The 22,567-nt window shown below is 67.8% G+C and carries 10 protein-coding genes and 1 pseudogene; 5 read left to right on the top strand and 6 right to left on the bottom strand.

The window, feature by feature from the left end; translation table 11 throughout:
• Positions 1–537: 537 nt before the first annotated feature.
• The 4 genes from IG08_RS0147980 to IG08_RS0147965 all read right to left on the bottom strand — a co-directional run bounded on the left by IG08_RS0147980 (position 538) and on the right by IG08_RS0147965 (position 4,970).
• Entirely contained in the window at positions 538–1,986 is a 1,449-nt protein-coding gene (locus tag IG08_RS0147980) for an MFS transporter (protein WP_030619404.1), read from the bottom strand.
• Between the two features lie 150 nt (positions 1,987–2,136).
• Positions 2,137–3,120 carry a zinc-binding dehydrogenase gene (locus IG08_RS0147975; protein ID WP_030619402.1) on the bottom strand — a complete coding sequence of 328 codons (984 nt, stop codon included), beginning with the start codon at positions 3,118–3,120 and terminating at the stop codon, positions 2,137–2,139.
• Positions 3,121–3,561, bottom strand: a complete 441-nt coding sequence (locus IG08_RS0147970; RefSeq protein ID WP_043457112.1) for a MarR family winged helix-turn-helix transcriptional regulator — start codon at positions 3,559–3,561, stop codon at positions 3,121–3,123.
• A gap of 218 nt (positions 3,562–3,779) precedes the next feature.
• Positions 3,780–4,970 carry an acyltransferase family protein gene (locus IG08_RS0147965; protein ID WP_078656037.1) on the bottom strand — a complete coding sequence of 397 codons (1,191 nt, stop codon included), beginning with the start codon at positions 4,968–4,970 and terminating at the stop codon, positions 3,780–3,782.
• Positions 4,971–5,322: 352 nt separating this feature from the next.
• Between IG08_RS0147965 and IG08_RS62000 the strand changes: the two genes are divergently transcribed.
• Complete coding sequence (locus tag IG08_RS62000) at positions 5,323–6,216, top strand: DUF2637 domain-containing protein (protein WP_234343172.1); 894 nt, start codon at positions 5,323–5,325, stop codon at positions 6,214–6,216.
• Here IG08_RS62000 and IG08_RS0147955 read toward each other — a convergent pair.
• Positions 6,211–8,004 (bottom strand): recombinase family protein, encoded by a 1,794-nt coding sequence (locus tag IG08_RS0147955; RefSeq protein ID WP_199821089.1) that lies wholly within the window; start codon positions 8,002–8,004, stop codon positions 6,211–6,213. The genes IG08_RS62000 and IG08_RS0147955 overlap by 6 nt on opposite strands.
• A 591-nt stretch (positions 8,005–8,595) precedes the next feature.
• Between IG08_RS0147955 and IG08_RS0147950 the strand changes: the two genes are divergently transcribed.
• Positions 8,596–10,254 (top strand): hypothetical protein, encoded by a 1,659-nt coding sequence (locus IG08_RS0147950; protein WP_030619385.1) that lies wholly within the window; start codon positions 8,596–8,598, stop codon positions 10,252–10,254.
• 228 nt (positions 10,255–10,482) lie between these two features.
• Here the strand turns inward: IG08_RS0147950 and IG08_RS60935 are convergent.
• Positions 10,483–10,617, bottom strand: a pseudogene (locus IG08_RS60935) (IS5/IS1182 family transposase); the annotation flags it as partial.
• Positions 10,618–11,119: 502 nt separating this feature from the next.
• Here IG08_RS60935 and IG08_RS0147940 point away from each other — a divergent pair.
• From IG08_RS0147940 to IG08_RS60435, 3 genes are all read left to right on the top strand, one after another.
• Positions 11,120–14,650, top strand: coding sequence for a LamG domain-containing protein (locus tag IG08_RS0147940; protein WP_043457093.1), 3,531 nt, complete (start codon positions 11,120–11,122; stop codon positions 14,648–14,650).
• Between the two features lie 273 nt (positions 14,651–14,923).
• Positions 14,924–21,349 carry an RHS repeat-associated core domain-containing protein gene (locus IG08_RS0147935; protein ID WP_234343171.1) on the top strand — a complete coding sequence of 2,142 codons (6,426 nt, stop codon included), beginning with the start codon at positions 14,924–14,926 and terminating at the stop codon, positions 21,347–21,349.
• A 185-nt stretch (positions 21,350–21,534) separates the two neighbouring features.
• Positions 21,535–21,717 (top strand): hypothetical protein, encoded by a 183-nt coding sequence (locus tag IG08_RS60435; RefSeq protein ID WP_158812378.1) that lies wholly within the window; start codon positions 21,535–21,537, stop codon positions 21,715–21,717.
• Positions 21,718–22,567: the final 850 nt, after the last annotated feature.

Here is a 22,567-nt window from a genome sequence, read left to right as displayed (position 1 = left end):
GATCGCTCTGTCGGCCGCGACGCGACGACTGCGGCGGGGGGTTTTTCTGCGGGGCCAGGGGTGTATGGCGGTGGCGGGGGGGCTCCGGGCGGTGGCGGGCGGCCTCCGGCGGTGGCCAGGGGCGTACGACGTACGGCGGAGGCGGTCTTCGGAGGTCTCGTCGTCCGCTGTCCACCGCCCCGGGAGCACGCTGACGGCGGCCGCCGGATGGCCTGGGCGTCCGGCGGGCGCGGGTGTCCTGGCGGTGGCTGTGCGGGTGTTGGGGTTGTGCTGGTGGTGGGTGTCGGGTGGTTGAGTCTTCGGGGGTGGCCGTCTGGGGGCCGGGGGCGTTCTGGCGGTAGCCGTCTGGGCGTCGCGGGTTGTGCTGGTGGTGGGTGTCGGGTGGTTGAGTCTCTTGCGGTGGCCGTCCGGTGGCCGGGGGCGTCCCGGCGGTAGCCGTCTGGGCGTCGGGGCCGCGCCGGCGGTGGCCGTCCGGCGCCCCCCCCGCGGCGATCGTCCGAAGGTCAAGTCCGCCCCGGTCCTGTTCAGTCCGTCGGTTCAGGGCTTCGCCGGCTGTATGTGGCCCATGGGTGGGAGGTCCTCGGTCAGGACGCGTTCGGCCGTCTGTTTGGCCCAACCGCTCGTGGCCATCAGCCCGATGACGACGATGGCGGCTCCGCAGCCGGCGACGACCCACCAGCACGCGGTCTCGGCCGAGGCGAAGCCCTCGTGCACGGTGCGTCCGCCCAGGGACGAGTTGAGCACCGACCCGACGACCGCCACGCCGAGAGTCGCCCCGATCTGCCGGCTGGTCGTCGCGAAGGCCGAGGCGAGTCCCGCCCGGCTCCGGGGCATGCCTGCCACGGCGCTGTTGGTGATGGGGGTGTTCACCAGGCCGAAGCCGATCGAGAACAGCAGGTAGCTCGCGAGGACGTACGTCAGCGGTGTGCCGCGGTCGGCGTGCAGCAGCATCACCGCGCCCAGGGTCATCAGAACTCCCGCACCCACCAACGGGATTCGCGGCCCCCGGGTGCCGACGATGCGGCCGGACAGCGGCGCGAAGAACAGGGAGCCGACCGCCAGCGGCAGGGTGGCCACGCCCGCCTCCAGCGCCGAGTAGTCGCGCACCTGCTGGAGGTAGAGGGTGTTGAGGAACAGGAACCCGGCGTAGTTGCCGAAGGCGCACACCGCCATCACGGTGGCGCTGGAGAACGGCACGCTGCGGAAGAAGCGCAGCTCGATCAGTGGCTCCTCGCGCCGTTTCTCCCAGCCGAGCAGCGCGACGAGCGCCGCCACGGTGACAGCGAGGACGAGCAGGGTGCGCACGGAGCTCCAGCCCAGGCGGGGCGCCTCGATGATCGCCCAGGTCAGGGACGCGAGCAGCAGGATCACGAGGACCTGGCCGAGGGGATCCGGCCGGCGTGCCCGCTCCGCCTTGGACTCCGGGACGAACAACGTCACCAGCACGATCGCCGCCAGTCCGATGGGGATGTTGATCCAGAAGATCCCCCGCCAGCCGACGGACTCGATGAGCAGGCCCCCGACGACCGGTCCGAGCCCGATGCTGACACCGACGGTGGCACCCCAGACGCCGATCGCGAACGCGCGCTCCTTGGTCTCGGTGAAGACGTTGGTGATGATCCCCATGGCCACCGGGTTGAGCATGGAACCGCCGACGGCCTGGACCATGCGGAAGACGATCAGCCAGCCGAGTCCCGGCGCCACGCTGCACAGCAGGGAGCCCGACGTGAAGACGACGAGCCCGGCGAGGAAGACCCGGCGTCGGCCGAGCCGGTCTCCGGTGGAACCGGCGAGGAGTAACAGCGTCGCGAGCACCATGGTGTAGGCGTCGACGGTCCACTGCAGGCCCGACACCGAGGCGTGCAGATCGGTGCGGATCGAGGTGAGCGCCACGTTGACGATGCTGGTGTCCATGCCGACCATCAACAGGGCCAGGCAGCAGATCGCCAGAATCGTCAACTTGCGCGGGTGAGTGACTTCGGGCATGTTGCCACCATCCGTTCGGATCGGATCTGCGGCGGACCCCTGATCAACGTGTTTTCCTGGCCGGGAAGTTGACGAGGGGTCTGCCGTTGTCAGTCGTGTTCAGTCATGTCGTGTACAGCCGTGTCGAGTGCAGCCGTGTCGTGGCCGCCGTCAGACGGTGACCACGAGCTTGCCGTCCGCCGTACCGGCCTCCATCGCCGCGTGTGCGTCCGCGATCCGGTGGAAGGGGAAGACCTCTCCGACCGGCAGGCGGACCCTGCCTTCCTGGACGTCGTCGAGGAAGCTCTGGAGAACGTCGGCAGGGAGGTTGTGGGCGTCTCCGCCGTAGCCGGTCAGGCGTACGCCGTGCGGGATGAAGGAGTTCGGGACGAAGTCCCGCACCGTCCACTCGAGGGACAGGGCGCCCGCGTAGCACACGACTCCGTGCACGCGGGTGGCGAGCAGGGTGTCGCGCAGGGTCGGGGTGCCGACGAGTTCCAGGGCGGTGTCGACGCCCTCGGGCAGGAGGTCCCGCACCTGGGCCGCGACGTCTCCGTCGTCGACGAGGGCGTGCTCGGCGCCGTACCTGCGCAGGAGCGCCGCGCCGACGGCCCGTCGCGTCGTCGACAGGACGGTCATCCCGCGCCGTGCGGCGAGGACCGCGGCGGTCAGGCCCACCGAGGAGGTGCCGCCGCGGATCAGCAGGGACTGCCCGGGACGGGCGTCGAGTCCGAGGGTGAGACAGCCGTGGGCGGTCTGCAGCATCTCGGGCACCGCGCCCAGCGTGCCCCAGTCGAGCGTGCTGTCGAAGGGCACGACCTGGCGCGCCGGAACGCAGGTGTACTCGGCGTATCCGCCGTCGAAGGTGCGGCCCATGCCGCCCATCAGCGCGGCGACCTGGTGGTCGATGTCGAACTCGCCGCCGGGACAGGCCGCGACGATGCCCACGGCCTCGATCCCGGGGACGCGGGGGAACGTGACCGCGTCCCCGGACAGGCCGAGCCGGGTGTACAGCTCCGACCGGTTGAGGCCGAACGCCTTCACCTGGATGAGGACCTCTCCGCGCACGGGGGCCGGGACGGGGATCCGGCGGACGGTGAGCGCCTGCGGGGGGCCGGGAGCGTCCAGCACGATCGCCCGCATGAGGTCCGACATCTACGCGGTCCTCTCTTCCGTCCCGGAAGGGCGGACCAGCCGGGCCACCGCGGCGGTCAGCTGCTCCAGAGCCTGCCCGTCGAGCGGGGACGCCAGGCGCAGTGCCAGCTCGGCGTCGACGCTGAGGGTCGCCTTGTCCAGGAGGCTCTCCCCGGTCTCGGTGAGCTCCAGGATCGGCGAGCGCCGGTCCTTCGGGTTGTTCCGGCGCAGGCACCAGCCGGCGTCCTCGAGCCGGTCGACGGCCTTGCTCGCGGTGCCGACGGTGATCCCGAGCCGCTCCACCAGGTTGTACACCCGGCAGGACGGGGTGGTGCCGATCACCTGCAGGGCCAGGTAGTTCCGCAGCTGGAGGTCGAGATCGCCGCGCAGCCGGGCATCGACGGCGTCCCACAACTCGATCTCCAGGCGGATCAAGTCGGTGAACAGGGGCTTGAGGTCCATCGTGACCCCTTCGTTCAATCGGTGTCGTTCATTCGGTCGGAGGTTCAATCGATCAGCAGTTCAATTGGTCGGAATAATATTCCGTAGAATCTATCTTGAGCGTAGCACCGTCGGCAGTGCCGGTACAGCCGGGCGGACGGATGGTGGATGCGGGACGCACGAATGTGGGGGGCCGGCTCGGCAGCCGGCCCCCCACGCGCGGGATCGTGACGGCGCGGTCAGCCTGTGGACCACCGCCGCACGATGGGCCGCTCGAACCAGACGTACACGGCCCAGGACAGCAGTACGGCGACGGCTATCTGACCGAGTGTCAGCGCGATGCTCACCGGCGTGGAGAACAGGGCGGTGCCCAGGGCCTTGCGGGACGTCGCCAGCACGATCCAGTGGACCAGATAGAACGCGAAGGAGATCTCGCCCAGCCAGATCATCGTCCGGTGGTTGAACACGGTGGAGCTCCCGCTCGCGTCCGCCATGGCGCCCGCGGCGATGACGACCGCGGCGGGCAGGACACACACGACGATCTGCCCGTAGAGGTACGGCACCTCCAGGGCCACCGCATAGCCGACGGCCAGCAGCAGCACCGACCGCCCCACCCCGATGTCGCGCCACCGCCCGGCCATCACCAGCCGTGCGAGCAGGATGCCCAGCGCGAAGTCCAGGACCCGGGGCACCGGGAACACGTAGGCGAACCAGTACTGGTACGTCGAGATGCTGCCCTTCAGATACGGCAGTGACAGCGCGGGTGAGGCGGGCAGCAGCGCGTACGACAGCGCGGCGGTGGCCACGATGCCGGCGAAGGTGCCGGCGAACCAGTACTTGAGCCGTTCCGCCCGGATCCTCCGGACCCCGAGCAGCAGCAGCGGGAAGAGGGCGTAGAAGAGGGCTTCGACGCCCAGCGACCAACTGGGGGTGTCCACGCTGAAGCTGAGATGGATGTCGGGAATCCAGGACTGGAGCATGAAGAGGTTGGTGACCGCCATCCAGGTCGGCGTGACCGCCGCGGCGAAGAGCACCATGGACAGGGCCCAGGTCAGAACGTAGTTCGGGACGATCTTCACGTAGCGGCGGCGCCAGAAGGCGGGGGCGGTGTCCGTCCCCCGCGCCGACCACGTCAGCACGAAACCGCTCAGCACGAAGAAGAAGGTGACGCCGAGCGCGCCCGCCTGCGAGCTGGCCAGGTAGTACACCTTCCACGCCGCGTGATCGCCCATGAGCTGGACCGCGGGGCGCGGCAGGGAGGAGTGGTAGAAGAACACCAGGAGCGCGGCCAGGAACCGCATGCCGGTGAGCGACGGCAGGCGCGAGGCGCGGGACCTGCCCGTCGCCTCGGCGGGTCGCCGCCGGGCGGCCAGGGTGTTCGCGGCCGCTGGGGACCTGGGTGTTTCCGGGGCGGAGTTGTCCGTGGTCATGATCATCCCGATCGCGTCACGAGCGTGACAGCCCGCAGGGGCTCTGGGATGCCAAGCATTCTCGGAGCCCCGCACACGCCTCCACCGCGAGCCGTCGACTATGTCAACTGACCGCGAATACATCAGGTTCGCCCGGGGCGGATCCTCGGTCTCGCCGCGCAACCACTCCGCCGAATCCGGCAAGCCACCCCTGAACAGCAAAAAACGCCCTCCCGAGGGGAGGGCGGGGAGTGGGCGCCCCCGGCGGGGCACCGACAGCATCTGTACGGCCCCATAGCCGCCGTGAGCTGGTGCTTTCCGGCACGGTCGCGGTGCCGCAGGTGTGTCGGCGCCGTCGTAAAGGTGGTTCCCGGTGACCGCCCCGAACGAAACGCGGCGCGGTGCGTCTGTGGGTGTCCGTGACGCTCCTCCGAGCGGCGCAGGTACGGGTGTCGGCGTTGAGGTGTGGGTGCGGCGTGGCTGTGCGCTGGTGGTGGCGTCGGTGGCCGGGTACGCCTCGTACGTGCATCAGCGCGAGTTCGCCCTGCTGGGCGGGGCGGACGCGGTGAGCGCGACGTTGTGGCCGTTGTCGGTGGATGGCTTGTTGCTGCTTGCGACGGTGGGTCTGCTGAACTCGTCTCCGAATGCGGGGCGTCGAGCGCGAACTGCGGTGTGGCTGGCATTCCTCCTTGGAATCGCGGTGTCGTTGGCGGCGAATGTCGCGGCCGCTCCGGCGCTCGCGTGGCGGCCGATGCTGGTGGCGGGCTGGCCGCCGGTCGCCCTGTTGTTGTCGGTGGAGTTGCTCGTGCATCGTCCCGTCGGTCGCGAGCATGGCGAGAGTCCGGATGATCAGTCGGGGCTGTGCGACGAGACTCGGCGAGACGGCGGCTCGCAGGTGGACCGAGAGACGGCAGGAGCGGACGGTCGCGGGGCGGACCCGGTGGAGCGAGACGAGACCGGGACTGTGCGGCGAGAGTGGGCGCGAAGCAGCCGAGAGCCGACGGGCGGTGGCGAGACGGGGGGTACGGAGCCTCGGCCGGTGAGCGATGGTCGGTCTCGGCCTGCTGGGGCGACGGCGGAGGAGGTGATGTGGGAGCACTTCCGGCGGCAGTTGGCTGCGGGGCGGGTGGCCAGTGGCGCGGAGTTGGATCGGGTGGCGGGCACGAACAACTACGGGCGGGCTGTTCTGGCCCGCTGGCGGCGGACCGGCCGGATCCCGGACACGGTGGATGGGTCGCACGTGAACGGAGGGCGCAGTCACTCATGAGCACGGCGCTGCATCCGTGAGAGCGGCCGAGGTACTGGTCGGGTGGTGCTGCTCTGGCAGGGTGATGTGGAAGGAGATGTCGTCGCTGTCGGTGTGTAGGCGGACGGTGAGCTGGGTGGTCTCGAACAGGCGTCGTTGCAGGTGTTCAGGGGCGTCGGCGAGATGGCGGGCCAGGTAGGGGAGGGCGTCGAGAAGCTCGGCGAGGGTGTCGGCTGACTCGGCAGAGGTGGTCGTACCGAGAGTTCGGAGTGCGCCGAGGGCGTTGACGCGCTGGTCTTCCAGATCGTTGTAGGTGTGGCGGAGAGCGGTGGCGTAGGGGTCGTCGACGGTGCAGTTCTGGGCCTGTTGCAGGAGGTTGTGCTGGCGGCGGGCGAAGTCGTCCACCAGCAGATGCAGGCGGTCTCGTTCGCCTTGGCGTTGGCTCGCGTTGCGATGCTGGGCGCGTTCGAGGGCGGTGGCCAGCAGATCGGGCTGGTGAGGGCGCAGGACGTGGTCGGTGTAGAAGGCGGCCAGTGCGTCCAGCAGGAGGTCCTCGCGGATGTATGTGGTCGTGGGGTGGCTGGCGTAGGCGTCGGGTCGGCCGCGGTTGTTGGCCTGGGGTTGGCAGCAGTAGTAGGTGATGCCGTTGCGGTGTTTGCCGAACATGCGCCTGTTGCAGGCATGCAGGACCATGCCGCGCAGCACGTAGGTGCGGTTCGTCTGCGGATGGATGTTGATGGTGTTCCCGGCCCGGGAGCCTCGGTCGGCCTGCCGCCCTGTGGTGAGGGCGTCGTACATCCACTTGGGGATCAGCGGTTCGTGTACCGGCTGCGGTGACCACACCCACAGAGTGGGGTTGTTGTGGGCGCCGCTGCGGGAGCGTCTGGCGCGCCGGTTGAAGACTTGGTAGCCGGTGTATTTGGGGTTGCGCAGCAGGTCGGCGACGGCGGATTTGCCCCAGGCGCCGCGGGCTCGTGCGGTGCCGCCGGGCGGGACCGGCGGGGGGTAGGTGGCAGGGTCGGCGTTGAGGCGGTCGACGATGGCGGCGTAGCCGAGCCGGTCGTGGTGGCGCCAGTGGGCGATCTGCGTGACCGTGCGGGCGCGGGCGCCGTCCGGCTCCAGCCGGGACTTCGTCTGCCCCTTGGCCGCCTTGACCGGGTTGGGGTGCCGGTAGCGCCTGGCCGTGTATCCGTACGGGGGTTTGCCGATGTTCCAACCCTCGCGCACGTGCAGGCACAGCCCGCCCCAGGAGGTCTCCAGGGCGTTGAAGACCTCGTACTCGGCCACTGACTGGTTGATGCGGCGCTGCAGGATCTGCTGGGCCCGCCCGCCCCCGATCTTGATGGGCTCGTTCCAGGCGAACAGCGGCACGCCGGCCTGCTCGAGCGCCCGCTCCACCGACAGGCTCTCGAACATGCGGCGCGCCACCCGGGCGGTGCTCTCGCAGATCACTGCATCGAACCGGCGGCCGGGGTGCACGGCCTCGGCCAGCAGATCCTGGATGCCGCCGTCCCGAGCGATGGGTACGTCGAAGCGCTCAATGCTCCCGCCTCGTCCTCGCTGGTCCAGTGCAAGCCGGCCGGATTCCACGTCGTAGAAGTGGCACACGACTACCCATGCCTCCGGTAGCGCGGAGCGGCATCGCTCGAACTGCCGCAACAGCGACTGCCGTGGGTCCTGTTGCTCCTGGGTCGAACACCGCCCCAGCCAGGCCAGGCGTACCTCTCCGTGCAGCAGCCCGCCGGGCGGGGCGAAGGGGGACACCGCCACATCCGACAGTCCCGCGGCCAGGCCGAGGGTCACCGTCATCGCCACCTCCGACGGCCATCCGCACGCGGTGCGACGCCGGACGTCGTCCATCCCGGCTGTGCAGCTGCCAGAAGTTTCATGCTGCGCTGCCCGCCCTATCCGCAGCCGAGCGCCGTGTGGCGCTCTTCCGGGCAGTCTGAGCCCAGACGAGGAGGTCGTAGACGACTTCGGCCAACTCGGCGTGGACACACGACTCCTGGCAGCCCGTGGAGCCGCGCACAAAGCCAGAGAAGCGGAGGCGGCCGCGGGGGCCCGGCTGTTGGTACCGCCACGTTGCAGGACTCTCGTCAGGGAGGGCCTGGTGGTGTCTTGGTTCGTTCTCAGTTAGCGGACTCTGACTCTGCATGGCCATCACCTACAGGTCACTGGTGCGGGAGCCAGGCCAGACCCGGCATGCAGGAAGGGAAGGCCGTGGGGCCGACCAACATCAGGTTAGGCACGGGAACCAGTCGGCGGTTCTGACCGATCGACTTCTCAATCGATCGAGTGGAGACGGGTTTAAAGAGCGCTCCGAGAACCTGCGGTTCAGTTTTAGAGACCCCGTTCACGAGGGAAGACCCGCTCCCGTGGCTACGAGAGTGGAGGAAATTCGTGCAGACGAACCTGGGACACGGCGACGCGCTACTCACCGTCCGGGTGGGGGCGGCGCTTATCGGGCCGGCTGAACACCGAAGAACCGCACGTGCGTTGTTCGAGGAGATGGGCTGGGAGGTGCTGGACGCTGATGAGGCGGCGTACCCGGCGGTCCGTACGCCGGGCGGAGTTCTCCCGGATGAGGCGGTCCGGAACTCGGTCTACACCCTCGCCATACCCGTCAGGCGTGATTCCGGACTCCGACCGGAGCGGTGGGCGGTCCAGGAGGTCAAGGATCTGGCGGACGACGCCCACCTGGACCTGCGGCCGGTGAGTGCGAGGATGCTGCGCAGGCAGCGTCGCCAGGAACCGCACTGGTTCGTCTGCGCACCGCGCAGCACGCACTCCAACCCGTGGAGGCGGTGGCTGTTCGATCGAGCGCGAAGCATGGGCTTCCACGACACCGGGACCGTGCTGTTCGGTTCGTACGAGGAAGCCCAGCGGTGCGCCGGTCGCGGGCGGGTACGTCCCCCGTTCCCGCGACGGGTCCAAGCCCACAACGGAATGCGCCGGACCAAGGTGGTAGACAGCCGCCGCTGGGTGCTGAAGGCGGTGGCGCTGAGCTGGGCGGCGGGTGTACTCGGCATCCCGATTACCACGGGCCCGTGGTGGCTGGCTCTGCCAGCGGTGGTGGCCTGGACGCTGCTCACCTGGTGGTGCGCAGCGGTGATGCTTCCCTCGGTACGTCGTCAACGCCGTACCGTCCGCAGGCGCAGAACCTCTCCGCCTGCGCCGGACGGCCCCCGCACGACTGCCAGGGGCGAGGGAGATGCTCCGTCCGACGAGGAGGTGGTCGTTCACCGGCGCAAGCGGTGGCACGCATGGCTGGCAGCGCTTGCGACCAGCGGAGCGCTCCTTGCAGTCACGGCCTTCGTGTCCTGGATGACGAGTCCGGCTACGACTCTCGGCATGCACTTCCTCCTGGCAGGCGCGGTGTTCGTCACGGCAGGCATCCGGCACCTGGCGCGTGCGGGTAGCCGGAGACCGTTTCTGGTGGCGGTGCTCGTGGCGCTATTGCCGGTGGCCATTCCGGCCTTCGGCGGGCTCAGCCCTGTGCTGTTCACGTTCTACGGTGCCGCGTTTCATGTCCGCGCAGAGGAGATGGATGTCGCGGAGGCGTGGCAGTTCCTGGCCTCGGCAGATGTGCTGGGCATCTCGGGAACCCTCACGCTCGTCTTCCTGGCCTGCTGGGGCTACCTGCGGCCCCTTTTTCGCCTCCGCACGCTGCGCCTGCTCCTCCCGGTCGTCGCCCTGACCGGTGCCATGGCGATCACCTTGGCGTGGACAGTGACCGTATTGGACGGTGCCTCGGCGGCGGGCGAGGACGCGGTACGGCAGTGGCGAGCGGGCCGGGTACCGGATCACTACTACGGCGCCAATCCCCGACCGGTCTGCGTGGCTCCGATCGGCCCGGTGGATGAACTTCCGTTGTACGGAAACCGGCTGGACCCCGAGCAGGTGTACGGGACGTTCGGTGTGGTCGATGGGCAGGTGACGTTGTGGGACCCCGAGTCGGGCAATACTTTCTCAGTGCCTTCCGATGCCGTACAGGTGCTCCCGGCCGGGGATGGTGAGCCCGGCACCTTGATCCCTCTCGCCTGTCGCTCCATCATTTGACAGACCACAGTAGGAATCACTGCAGACCGCTGCTCAGGTATCAGAGGCACTGATGCTGACCAGCCGTTTCTCTATGCCGGTATCCGGATTGAGCGTCGAGGGCGGCGTCGCGGCCAGTCGCCGGGGAAGGGGCGTGACGACTTCTCGACGCACGGGCAACCGGTTAGAGCACCGTCTTCTCCAGCAGTCCGATCAGGAAGAAGGCCTGATGAACCCGGCGCGGCTGGACGCGACCGCAGCCGGGTGGCCGACGGCCTCGCGCATGTAGCGATAGGCGGTAGCGATCCCGAGGTCGACCCCGGAGGCCAGGTGCGCGTAGGTGTCACGCCACAGATGGGCCAAGACCAGCAGGGCCTGCCGTCCCGGCACGAGAAGGCGTGCCATAGGCAGTCGATCTCCGGCGGATGCGCGGCCAGTTGACGGGTGAGGTGGTGCAGGTGCGCGATGGACGGATTGATCGCTGACGGGTAGTGCTCGAAGTTCGTGGAGCGCGATGGGTCTTGGTCGTGACGCCGCGTGGCAGGAGCCTCTTCGTCGATGGTCACGCGTTACCGGCAGGGCGGAAAGAACTCAATGTGATGCACGACACCGTTGACCAGCATGTGCGATCAACACATGATCCCCACAGCTTCTTTTAAGGAAAAACTAAGGGGACGGGTGGGGCGTGTTTACGCAACAACGGGGGCGCGGTTGGCGTCAGGCCGCGCGGAGTTGGGTGGTAGTCCTCACGCTCCTGGGGAGTGCGGTTCCGCTGGTCAGTGCCGGAGCGACTGCGGCACTTGCCGATGACGGGGCCGCCTCGGTAGCGGCTGACAGGACTCCGGAGTCGGAGGCGAGTGCTCTCGCGGCGGAGACCGGTGAGAGTGTGGCCGTGGACGAGTCGACCACCGAGTCGTCCCAGGTCTTCGCCAACCCGGACGGCACCTTCACGCAGGAGATGAACGCGGCTCCGGTCCGTGCCCAGAAGGACGACGGCACCTGGGCTGCCATCGACACCACTCTCGTGCGGGACGCCGACGGCTCTGTGCGGGGGAAGAACACGACGGCCGGTCTCACCTTCTCGGGCGGCGGCAGCGGGGACGGACTGGTCACGCTGGCGGACGAGGGGCACGAGTTGCAGCTCGGCTGGCCCACTGCGCTCCCCGAGCCGCGGCTCGACGGCGACAGCGCCACCTATGCCGAAGTCCTCCCGGACGTCGATCTGAAACTGACCGCGCTGAGCTCTGGCTACACCTCGGTGCTCGTGGTCAAGACCGCGGAGGCGGCGAAGAACCCGGCGCTCGCGACGATCAGGATGACCGTCTCCGGCGGCGGCCTAGACATCGCCCCGACGGCCGACGGCGGTTTCGTTGCGCGCGATGGCGATGGCACTCCTGTCTTCGAGAGCCCGGCGGGGCGGATGTGGGACTCGGCCGGTGACACCCCGGCCACCGCCAATGTCACCACGCAACTCGCCCGCACTGCTTTTTCAGCAGAGGTGGAGGGCGAGCCGGAGACGGCCCCGCTGCCCGCCGCCAAGGGCGAGCCGGCCCCTTCCGAAGCCCCAAGCAGCGGTGACGTGGCGGCCGAGATCCCGCTCAAGATCGCCGGCACCACCTTGGAGATTACGCCCGATCCGGCCCTGCTCCACGGCGAGGACACCGTCTTCCCGCTCTACATCGACCCTCCGACCAAGGGCATCGCGCTGGGCGACTGGACGGCTCTGGCCTCCAACGGCACCAAGTACTGGGAGTTCGACGGGGACAAGGGGGTAGGGCGCTGCTCCAACTACGCCGGCTACCTCTGTTCCAACAGCCCGTACACCCAGCGCATGTACTTCGAGTATCCGCTCTCGTCGATCCACGGCAAGAAGGTCTTGGACGCGACGCTGGAGGTGTACCAGGAGTGGACGTTCACCTGCGATCCGCACTGGTATGACCTGAGCCGCGTGGACAAGACCATCTCCTCCAGCACCACCTGGTCGTCCCGCCCCACCGGGGTGGACCTGATGGGCGACAAGAACGTGGCCTACGGGCGGGGCGGCCTGTGCACCCCATCGCAGCCGGCGAACTGGGTGCGCTTCAGCGACAACGTGGACGAGGAGACGAACGAGAACCTGACGACCACGCTCGCGTCCCACGCCGCGGACAAGGCAGCGCAGATCACCTTCTCGCTGACCGCGCACGACGAGACCGACGGGGGCGCCTGGGCGCGGTTCCGCAACGACGCGAAGCTGTCGGTGACCTATGTGTCCTACCCGGGCAAGCCGACCTCGTACGGCGTCCAGCAGGGCACCACCGGGCGAGCCTGCAATGCCTCCACGCTGCCCTTCGCCACCAGCGACAGCACGCCGAAGATGCTGGCCTCGGTGCAGTCGGCGGACGGCAGCCAGGCCCAGCTGCGCGCCATGTTCGAGGTGTGGAAGGCCGACGGCTCCAGCCGTACCTGGTACGCGACCTCGCCGGACGGCGCCTGGGTGGCCGACAACGCCCCCCGCACAGCGGCGCCCTCGAGCAATCTGCCGGCGCAGACGGACTACCGGATGCGGGTCAAGACCCAGGCGTACTACATGACGGACCGGGGCGTCACCGGTGTCCTGGACTCGGCCTGGTCGTCCTGGTGCTACTTCAGGGTGGACACCGACTCGCCGCCGCCTCCAGTGGTGACCAGCGCGGATGGCGTCTACAAGCCGGCCGAGACCGACCCGGCCGCGGGCGGGGTGGGTACGCCGGGCAAGTTCACCTTCACCCCTGCGGACACCAACAGCACCACGGCCGGGATCCAGTCCGACGTCGTCAGCTACAAATGGAAGCTGAACAGCGGCGCGCTCTCTCCCGCAATCCCCGTCGCCAAGGGCACGGCCACCACTCAAACCATCACGCCGAACCAGGCGGGCGAGAACACCCTTCAGGTCTTCGCCTACGACGCGGCCAGCCACAGTTCACTGACCGGCTACTACAGCTTCCTGGTGAAGGGCGCCGAACAGCCCTCGGGAATCTGGCACCTGGACAACGCCCTCACCGACTCCACCACCGCCACCCAGCACCCACTGACCTCCTCGGGGGCCACCTGGGACACCCTGTCCCGCAGTGGCTCCGGCGCGGCGAAGTTCAACGGCACGAGCGCGTACCTCGCCACCTCCGGCGCGGTGCTGGACACCACCAAGTCCTTCACCGTCTCGGCCTGGGCGCGCCTGGCGAAGAAGGACGTCAACTTCACCGTTCTGTCTCAAGCGGGCACGAACGCCTCAGGGTTCCAGCTGTACTACTCCACGGCCTACGACGCCTGGATCTTCAACCGGCACCAGACGGACGTCACCAGTCCCGCGATCACCCGTTCGATCGGAGGGAAGCCGCCGGTCCTGAACGCCTGGACCCATCTCGCCGGTGTCTACGACGCAGCGGGACAGACGATCCAGCTCTACGTCAACGGCGTCCCGCAGGCCGAGCCGGTGCCGTTCACAGTGACCCCGTGGAAGGCTTCCGGAAGTCTGCAGGTCGGCCGGCTGTGGCACGCCGCGACCGGCAAGGAGAACTTCGCCGGCACCATCGACGAGGTCAAGGCCTGGTCCCGCGCGCTCGCGGACACCGAAGTTGCCCACGACGCCTGGCTGGAGGACGAGGACCTGTCCGATGGCACCGCTGGCGACCCGGTCCCGGCGCTCGTCGCCAAGTGGGACGCCTCGGACATGGCCAACGCGACCGGCACCACGGTCACGGACACCAGCGGCTTCGGCCGGAGCCTCACCCTCAACGGGGCCGCGCTCACCCAGTTCACCACCGGTGACCCGGATACCGGTGAAGTGGGCACGACCACGCAGACGATGACCCTGAACGGCACCAGCGCGTATGCCACCGCCACCGGTCCGGTCGTCGACGACTCCGGCTCGTTCACCGCGACCGCCTGGGTGACGCTGGATCCCGCCAAGCTCGCCGACACCAGCAAGTCGTACGCGGTGCAGGTGTTCGGCCAGTCGGGGACGAGCCAGTCCTCCTGGGGCGTCTGGTACGAGCAGCCGGCCGGCAGCACCCAGGGCCGGTGGACGTTCGGCCGCCCCGACAAGGACGGCACCGGGGCGGTCTGGACCGAGAGCGAGTCCACCGCCCTCACCACGGCCAACCAGGGCGAACGGGTCATGCTGACGGTCGTCTACGACGCCCAGGCGGCAGCCGATCCCGATGACACCTCCAAGCTCGGCGCGCTCAAGCTCTACGTTGACAGCGCTCTGATGGGCGATGAGGACGGCGTGCCGTACTCCGCCCTGTGGCAGGGCGGCGGAGCGTTCGAGATCGGCCGGGCGAAGATCAACGGCGCTGCCGCGCGTTACTTCCCCGGAACGATCGACAGCGTTCGCGTCTGGGCCGGAGCCACCTCCACCGACACGATCGCCAACCGGCGCAATACCGAGCAGCAGTAGCAGCGGGGCGGGACAGGGCGGGTCTCCTTGACCGTCCTGTCTCGTCCTGTCCCGTTCTGCTCGAAACGCTCTGCGCGTCTCCGCGGACGTGCCAACGACATCCAGCGCTCCCGGGCGTCGACGCCGACGCCCGAGCGCCTCCTGCCCCTATCCGAGAACCGGGAAATCACCGTGTCTTCAACACCCTTCCGCACCCGCTTGCCAGGGGCGGTCATACGCCGTTGGCTTGGCCGCGGTGCGCTCGTCGTCTCCCTTTCCCTCCTACCGCAAGTCGTGCTTCCCTCCGGCTACGACTTCGCCGCCCAGGCCCAGTCCCCGGCAGCCCGCAAGCAGTTGGAGGACCGGCCCGACGCGAAGATCGACAAGGTGGGCGTGCTCAAGCCCAGCACGTCCAAGGCCCCTAAGGACAAGGCCGCCCCCGCCTCCCGCGAGACTCGTGAGCGGCTGGAGAAAGCCGCGTGGCCGAAGTCCGGGAAGGCCACCGCCGAGGTTCCGGCGGCCGGCCGGGCCTCCGTCACCGTCGGCGAGCTCGGCGTGAAGCTGGCACAGCAGCCCGCCGCCCCCGCACTCAAGACGGCGAAGAACAAGACCGCGGCGAAGGCCACCGGTCCGGCCGAGAAGGTGGCGCTCAGCGTCCACTCGCGGTCGGCCACGAAGAAGGCGGGTGTCAACGGCGTCCTGCTCACTGTCGACCCGGCGGGAGCCGCATCCGGGGACTCCGCCGGTGACACCGACAAGCTCCGGGTCTCTCTGGACTACTCCTCCTTCAACGACGTCTACGGCGGCAACTTCGGCCCCCGTCTGCGCCTGGTGAAGCTCCCGGCGTGCGCGCTGACCGCCCCGGCGAAGAAGTCCTGCCGCACCCAGACTCCGGTGACGGGTACGGACAACGACACAGAGTCCCAGACCCTGAGTGGCACCCTCTCCGCCCGCACTCTCACGTCCGGCACCCCCATGCTGCTGGCGGCGGCAGCCGACAGTTCGGGTGGCGGAAGCGACTACAGCGCCACCTCGCTGTCTCCGTCCGCGACCTGGGAGGCCGGCGGCAGCACGGGTGACTTCAACTGGAACTACCCGCTTCGGGTTCCCCCGGCGACGGCCGGCCCGTCCCCGAACCTGTCCATCTCCTACAACTCCGCCTCGGTGGACGGCCGCACGGCCGGGGAAAACAACCAGACCTCGGTGATCGGCGAAGGCTTCTCGATCACCGAGTCCTTCATCGAGCGCAAGTATGGCTCGTGCAAGGACGACGGCCAGTCCGGCAAGGGCGACCTGTGCTGGAAGTACGCCAACGCCACCCTGGTCCTCAACGGCAAGGCGGTCGAGCTGGTCAACACCTGCGCCGACAAGGCGGCTTGTGACACCGCCGCCCTGTCCCAGGCGTCCGGCGGCAGCTGGAAGCTGAAGAACGAGGACGGCACCCGTGTCGAGCACCTGACCGGTGCCACCGGCAACGGCGACGACAACACCGAGTACTGGAAGGTCACGGACGCGTCTGGCATCCAGTACTTCTTCGGCAAGCACCGGATGCCCGGCTGGAGCGACAAGGGCACCGCCGACACCGCCGACGACGACCCGGTCACCAACTCCCTTTGGACCGTGCCGGTCTTCGGCGACGACTCCGGCGAGCCCTGCTACAAGTCCACCGGCTTCGCCGACTCTTTCTGCAAGCAGGCCTGGCGCTGGAACCTGGACTACGTCGTGGACACGCACGGCAACGCCGCCACCTACTGGTACAGCAAGGAGACGAACTACTACTCCAAGAACGCCGACACCGCCGTCAACGGCACCGCCTACAATCGCGGCGGCTACCTCAACCGCATCGACTACGGCCTGCGCAGCGACCTGATCTACTCCAAGCCGGCCGCCCAGCAGGTCCGCTTCAGCTACGCCGAGCGCTGCGTCGTCTCAGGTGGTTGCTCCAGCCTGACGGCGGACACCAAGGCCAACTGGCCCGACGTGCCCTTCGACATGATCTGCGCGGCCGACACCAAGTGCACCACCCAGATCGGCCCGTCCTTCTTCACCCGAAAGCGCCTCACCGACATCACCACCTCGGTCTGGACCGGCACTGGTACCACCCAGCGGGACGTGGACACCTGGCACCTGGACCAGAGCTTCCCCGACACCGGTGACGCCTCCTCAGCGAGCCTGTGGCTGAAGTCCATCCAGAACACCGGCAAGGCCAACACCACCACGGCCGCCATGCCGTCCATCGTCTTCGGCGGCATCCAGCTGTCCAACCATGTCGAGGGCAGCGGCCCGGACACCCTGCGCTATATCAAGTGGCGCGTGCGCACCATCAAGTCCGAGACCGGTTCGACCATCACGGTCAACTACTCCGACCCGGACTGCATCTGGGGCACCAGCATGCCAGCGAACATCGACAAGAACACCCGCCGCTGCTACCCGGTCAAGTGGTCCCAGTCCGGAGCGACCCCGATCACCGACTGGTTCCACAAGTACGTGGTCACCTCCGTCTTCCAGGACGACCCCTACGGGCACGGCGACACCAACGAGAAGTACTACGACTACGAGAACGCCGGCTGGGGCTACGCCGACGACGAGGGTCTGACCAAGCCGTCCAACCGCACCTGGTCGCAGTGGCGCGGCTACGCCAAGGTCGTGGAGACCTCCGGCAACTCCGAGGGCCCGCGCTCCAAGAAGTCCACCCTCTACATGCGCGGCCTCAACGGCGAGAAGGAACTCGACGGCACCGCCCGGGTGGAGAAGGTCACCGACTCCACCGGCACCGCCATCGACGACTCTCGTCAGTACGCCGGCTTCGTCCGCGAGACCATCGTCTACAACGGCGCCGAGGAACTCAGCGGCACTATCAACACCCCTTGGTCCCACAAGACCGGCGGCCACACCTACAGCTGGGGCACCACGGACTCCTGGATCGTCCAGGCCGGCGAGACTGTCACGCGCACCAAGACCTCCACCGGCGCCCGCACCGTCACGCAGAAGACCACGTACGACACCACGTACGGCATGCCGATCACGGTAGAAGACAGCGGCGACGCCGCCAAGACCGGCGATGAGTCGTGCGTACGGACCACCTACGCCCGCAACACCTCGGCCTGGCTGGTGAACGCGGTCTCGCGCACCGAGACCTACGGCGTCCCGTGCGCGGTCACCCCGGTGATCCCCGACGATGTCGTCTCCGACATGACCACGGGCTACGACAGCCAGGCGGTCGGGGTGGCGCCCACCAAGGGCGAGATCACAGCCTCCTACCGGGTCGCTAGCTACGACCTTGTGAACAAGACCCCCGTCTACCAGCAGGTCTCCAGCTCAACCTACGACAAGCTGGGCCGCCCGCTCACCGCGACCAACGCCCTCAACCGCACGATCAAGACCACCTACGTCCCCGACGACACCGGCTATGGCCCGCTGACGTCCAAGACCACCACCGACCCCAAGCTCTACACCTCCACCACCGAGATGGACCCAGCCTGGGGCACGGCCACCAAGACCACCAATGCCAACGGCAACGTCACCGAGTGGTCCTTCGACGCACTCGGCCGCCTGCGGTCGGTTTGGAAGCCGGACCGCTCCCGCACGCTCGGCGACGCCGCCAGCACCGTCTATGCCTACAGCGTCAACAACGACAAGGAGACCTGGGTCCGCACCGACGCCCTCAAGGCCGACGGACAGACCTACAACAGCTCCTACGAGATCTTCGACGGCCTGCTGCGGTCCCGCCAGAAGCAGGTCCCCGCGCCGAACGGCGGCCGGGTGATCTCCGAAACCCTCTACGACGACCGCGGTCTGGCGTACATATCCAACAGTCAGGTCCACGACGACATCGCCCCCGCGGGCACCCTGGCCAACACCTACTCCGGCTCCGTCCCCGCCTCCACTGAAACGGTCTTCGACGCCGCCGGCCGCGCCACCGAATCGATCTTCCGGGTCTACGGTCAGGAGAAGTGGCGCACCAAGACCGATGAGCAGGGCGACCGCACCGCCGTCACCGCCGCCGCGGGTGGCACCGGCACCCTGACGATCATCGACGCCCGCGGCAGGCTCACCGAGCGCCGCGAGTACGGCGGCCCCGTCCCAACCGGCAGTGACTACACCCGCACTCTGTACGAGTACACCCCCGGCGGTCAGCTCAAGAAGATGACCGGTCCGGATGGAGCGGTCTGGACCTACGGCTACGACCTGCGTGGCCGCAAGACCACCTTCACCGACCCCGACAAGGGGGCTGTCACCACCACCTACAACGACGTCGACCAACCGTTGACGGTCACGACCACCCTCGACGGCGTCTCCCGCACCCTGATCACCGACTATGACGAGCTCGATCGCACTACCGGCACCTGGGACGGTGTGAAGGACAACGCCCACCAGCTGACCAAGTTCACCTACGACTCCCTGGCCAAGGGACAGCCGACCGCCGCGATCCGGTACGTCGGCGGCACCACCGGCAAGATCTACTCCCAGGTCGTCACCGGCTATGACGCGCTCGGCCGCCCCAAGGGCACCAAGACCGTCATCGCCGCCACCGATGCCCTGGTCGCCGACGGCGGCGCGCCGCAGACGTTCACCACCTCCACCACCTACAACATCGACGGCACCGTTCAGTCCACCTCGATGCCGGCGGTGGCCGGCCTGCCCGCCGAGACCGTCACCAACAGCTACAACGGCCTCGGCATGCTCACCGGCACCGATGGTGTGACCGACTACGTCCAGAACATCGGCTACTCGCCGTACGGTGAGATCGAGGAGACTCGCCTGGGCACCTCCACTGGTGCCAAGCAGCTCCAGATCCTCAACCGCTACGAGGACGGCACCCGCCGGCTGGCCAACACCCACACCGTCGACCAGACCAACACTGGCTATACCAGCGACGTCGACTACGTCTACGACACCACCGGCAATGTCAAGTCGATCACCGACAGGGCCAACGGCAAGGACACCCAGTGCTTCGCCTACGACGGCTACCGCCGTCTGACCGAAGCCTGGACCCCGTCCTCCAACGACTGTGCCACCGCCCGCTCGGCGAGCGCCCTCGGCGGCCCGGCCCCGTACTGGACCAGCTGGACCTACAAGCCTGGCGGGCTACGCGACACCCAGACCGAGCACAAGACCGCCGGTGACACCAAAACCGCCTACAGCTACCCCGCAGTCAATGCCAACGGCACCGGTCAGCCCCACACCCTGACCTCCGTCACGGTTAATGGCGACACCGCCAAGGACTACAAGTACGACGAGCAGGGCAACACCACCAAGCGCTACGGCACCACCGGCACTGCGCAGACTCTCGTCTGGGACATCGAAGGAGAGCTCACCCGCCTCACCGAAGGCACCAAGAACACCGACTACGTCTACGACGCCAACGGCGAACTCCTCATCCGCCGCGGCCCCGTCAAGACCGTCCTCTACCTGGCCGGTCAGGAACTCCACTACGACACGGCCACCAAGAAGTTCACCGCCCAGCGCTACTACCCGGCCGGCGACGCCACTGCCGTCCGCACCGAGAGTGGCCTGTCCTGGATGGTCGACGACCACCACGGCACGGCCTCGATGACGGTGGACGCCACCACTCAGGCCGTCACCCGCCGCTACACCAAGCCCTTCGGCGAGGCGCGAGGCGCGACACCGTCGGCCTGGCCCGACGACAAGGGCTTCCTCGGGAAACCGGCCGATACAGACACCGGGCTCACCCACGTCGGCGCCCGCGAGTACGACCCGGCCACCGGACGCTTCCTCTCCGTCGACCCCGTCCTCGCTTCCGAGGACCACGAGTCCCTCAACGGCTACGCCTACGCCAACAACACCCCGGTCACCCAGTCCGACCCCACCGGCCTGCGGCCGATCACGGACTGCGAGCGCGGGTGCAGCGATGGCAAGGGCGGCACATACCACGACTACATGACGATGGGCCCCAACGGGACCTGGGTCTACCACTCCACCCAGACCTACACCCAGACCTTCCAGTACCAGAAGACGGGCGGCGGTATCGGAAGCGGCAGCATGACCATCACCGTCCGCACGGATGGGGGCCACAAGTCGGCGCAGATCGTGTTCAAGAAGGGACCTGACCCCAAGCCCAAGCAGGACGACGGCTACTGCAACGCCTGCTGGGCCATGGGTACGAACCCGCACTACGACCCCAACGCCCACGATCTGCCGGACACCCCGAAGCTCAAGACCTGGCAGAAGATTGTGCTGGGCGTCGTCACGGTCGTGGCGGTGGCAGTGGTCGCAGCCCCGGTCGTTGCAGCTGTCGGGCCGGAGATCAGCGCAGCGTGCCTGGCCAACCCTGCAGGTTGCGCTGAAGTCGTAGCCGAAATAGGAACAGGCGGCGCCGCAGGTGGCAGCATGCCATCCGGCTCCGCATATGGGGGCGCGGCAAACGCCGCTAACGGGGCCCGGCTTGGGAAACAGCTAGAGTTCGAGGCCGATGCAGCTGCAGCGGCCAAAATGTTCACCAAGGATGGTGACCTCACCGCGGAAACCATCGCGCGTTCCACGAAAATTCAAGAGGGCTCCAAGATGGGAAACACCCATCTGAGGGAGTATTTTGAGGCGCACGGCGGTATTGATCAGTGGGGTAAGTATGCTACTCCGCGACTCAACATCCCGGGAGGTAACGGAACTTTCGACATTCACTTCTATAGAAATGAAGTGAGTGGAGAACTCTACTACTTCGACTACAAGGTGAAGCTGGGCGGAGGGACGAGGAAGTGAGAGTTCGTTATCTAGGCGCCCCGGACACGCCTCCCAATCCTGTTGACGGCAGATACCACTTCATTCCAGGGCAGGAATACGCCGTACTCGAGCTGCATGTACGGAGTGATGGTTCTTCCTCCCTGCGAATTGAGCACTCGCCAGGCGACCTCGCCGGTCTGTACAGCGGGAAGTACTTTGAGCAGGTGTCCGACTCCATCCCTTCCCAATGGGGTGTGGAGATCTATCCGCGAGGCGGGCTGAGCTTGGGGCCGAAGGAATGGATCGCAGGAGATTTCTGGGAGCGCATGATGGAACGTGATCCGGAAGCGGAGGCTGCCTTCGAGGTGACACGCGACGCGATCTTGGCCGAGGATCCGGTCGCCTGATCCGGGCAGTGCCATCAATCCGAAATGAACGAATCTTTTGGATGAATCATCGGTGGCACTCGCTGAAAGAGGAGGCCCCAGCGCGGGTGACACATATGAACGCTGCGGCCGCTCTGCTGGCATCCGGGGCGCCCGGCGCGGACCTTCCCTCTCCGGGGAGTGTTCGTGCCGGGCGCGCGGCTGTTTCGCCCCTAGGGGTGCCGAGGCGACAGGCTTGGGCTTCCGTCGAACGGAGCACGTTTTCCCTTGGTGTACAGGAAACTTGTTGGCCACGGTCTTCTTCGCGATGCCCAGCATGATGGCGATTTCCCTGTACGCCGTGCTGAACCGCGTCCGGTGGGTTACCCGCCCCTGCGCTTTGGCGACTGTGTAGGGAGCATCTCCGCCCTTGCCGCCTGGTGCAACTTTCACCACTGCGATGGGCTGGCTCGACGAGATCACCATCATCGGCGCTGACCCGCCACGGAGTGTGACAGATGCTTGCTGCAGTTCACCCCTCTGGCTCGAACCTGCGGGATGTGCAGAGGGCCTGAAAGTCACATCTACCTGGGACGATGCTCAGCAGGGCTGCGGTGGTCTTGTCTGGACTAGTGTGTAGTGAACTTCCATTGGAAGTGCCATCGGAAGCCCGTTTGGCCCATCTGGCCTGCAGGAACACGGAGTGTAGCGAAGCGCCCCCGGCAGGACTCGAACCTGCGGCCAAGCGCTTAGAAGAGACTGGGACAGTTCGGGGGAGGACCGCTTCTGATGACGTCCCGCGTGATGGTGTAGCGGATCAACTGGTGGTCGTGTTCGGGGTGTTGGGTAGTGCAGGGGCGCTTTCGGGGAGTTCGGCGTAGAGCTCTTCCAT

This window comes from Streptomyces fulvoviolaceus, assembly GCF_000718165.1.
GTDB lineage: Bacteria > Actinomycetota > Actinomycetes > Streptomycetales > Streptomycetaceae > Streptomyces > Streptomyces fulvoviolaceus.
This window is presented reverse-complemented; position numbering and strand designations above follow the sequence as displayed.

What these genes read in the sequence shown, in the direction of transcription:
- IG08_RS0147980 (WP_030619404.1), bottom strand. Translation starts at nt 1,986, where the DNA reads ATGCCCGAAGTCACTCACCCGCGCAAGTTGACGATTCTGGCGATCTGC.
- IG08_RS0147975 (WP_030619402.1), bottom strand. Translation starts at nt 3,120, where the DNA reads ATGTCGGACCTCATGCGGGCGATCGTGCTGGACGCTCCCGGCCCCCCG.
- IG08_RS0147955 (WP_199821089.1), bottom strand. Translation starts at nt 8,004, where the DNA reads ATGACGGTGACCCTCGGCCTGGCCGCGGGACTGTCGGATGTGGCGGTG.
- IG08_RS0147965 (WP_078656037.1), bottom strand. Translation starts at nt 4,970, where the DNA reads ATGACCACGGACAACTCCGCCCCGGAAACACCCAGGTCCCCAGCGGCC.
- IG08_RS0147970 (WP_043457112.1), bottom strand. Translation starts at nt 3,561, where the DNA reads ATGGACCTCAAGCCCCTGTTCACCGACTTGATCCGCCTGGAGATCGAG.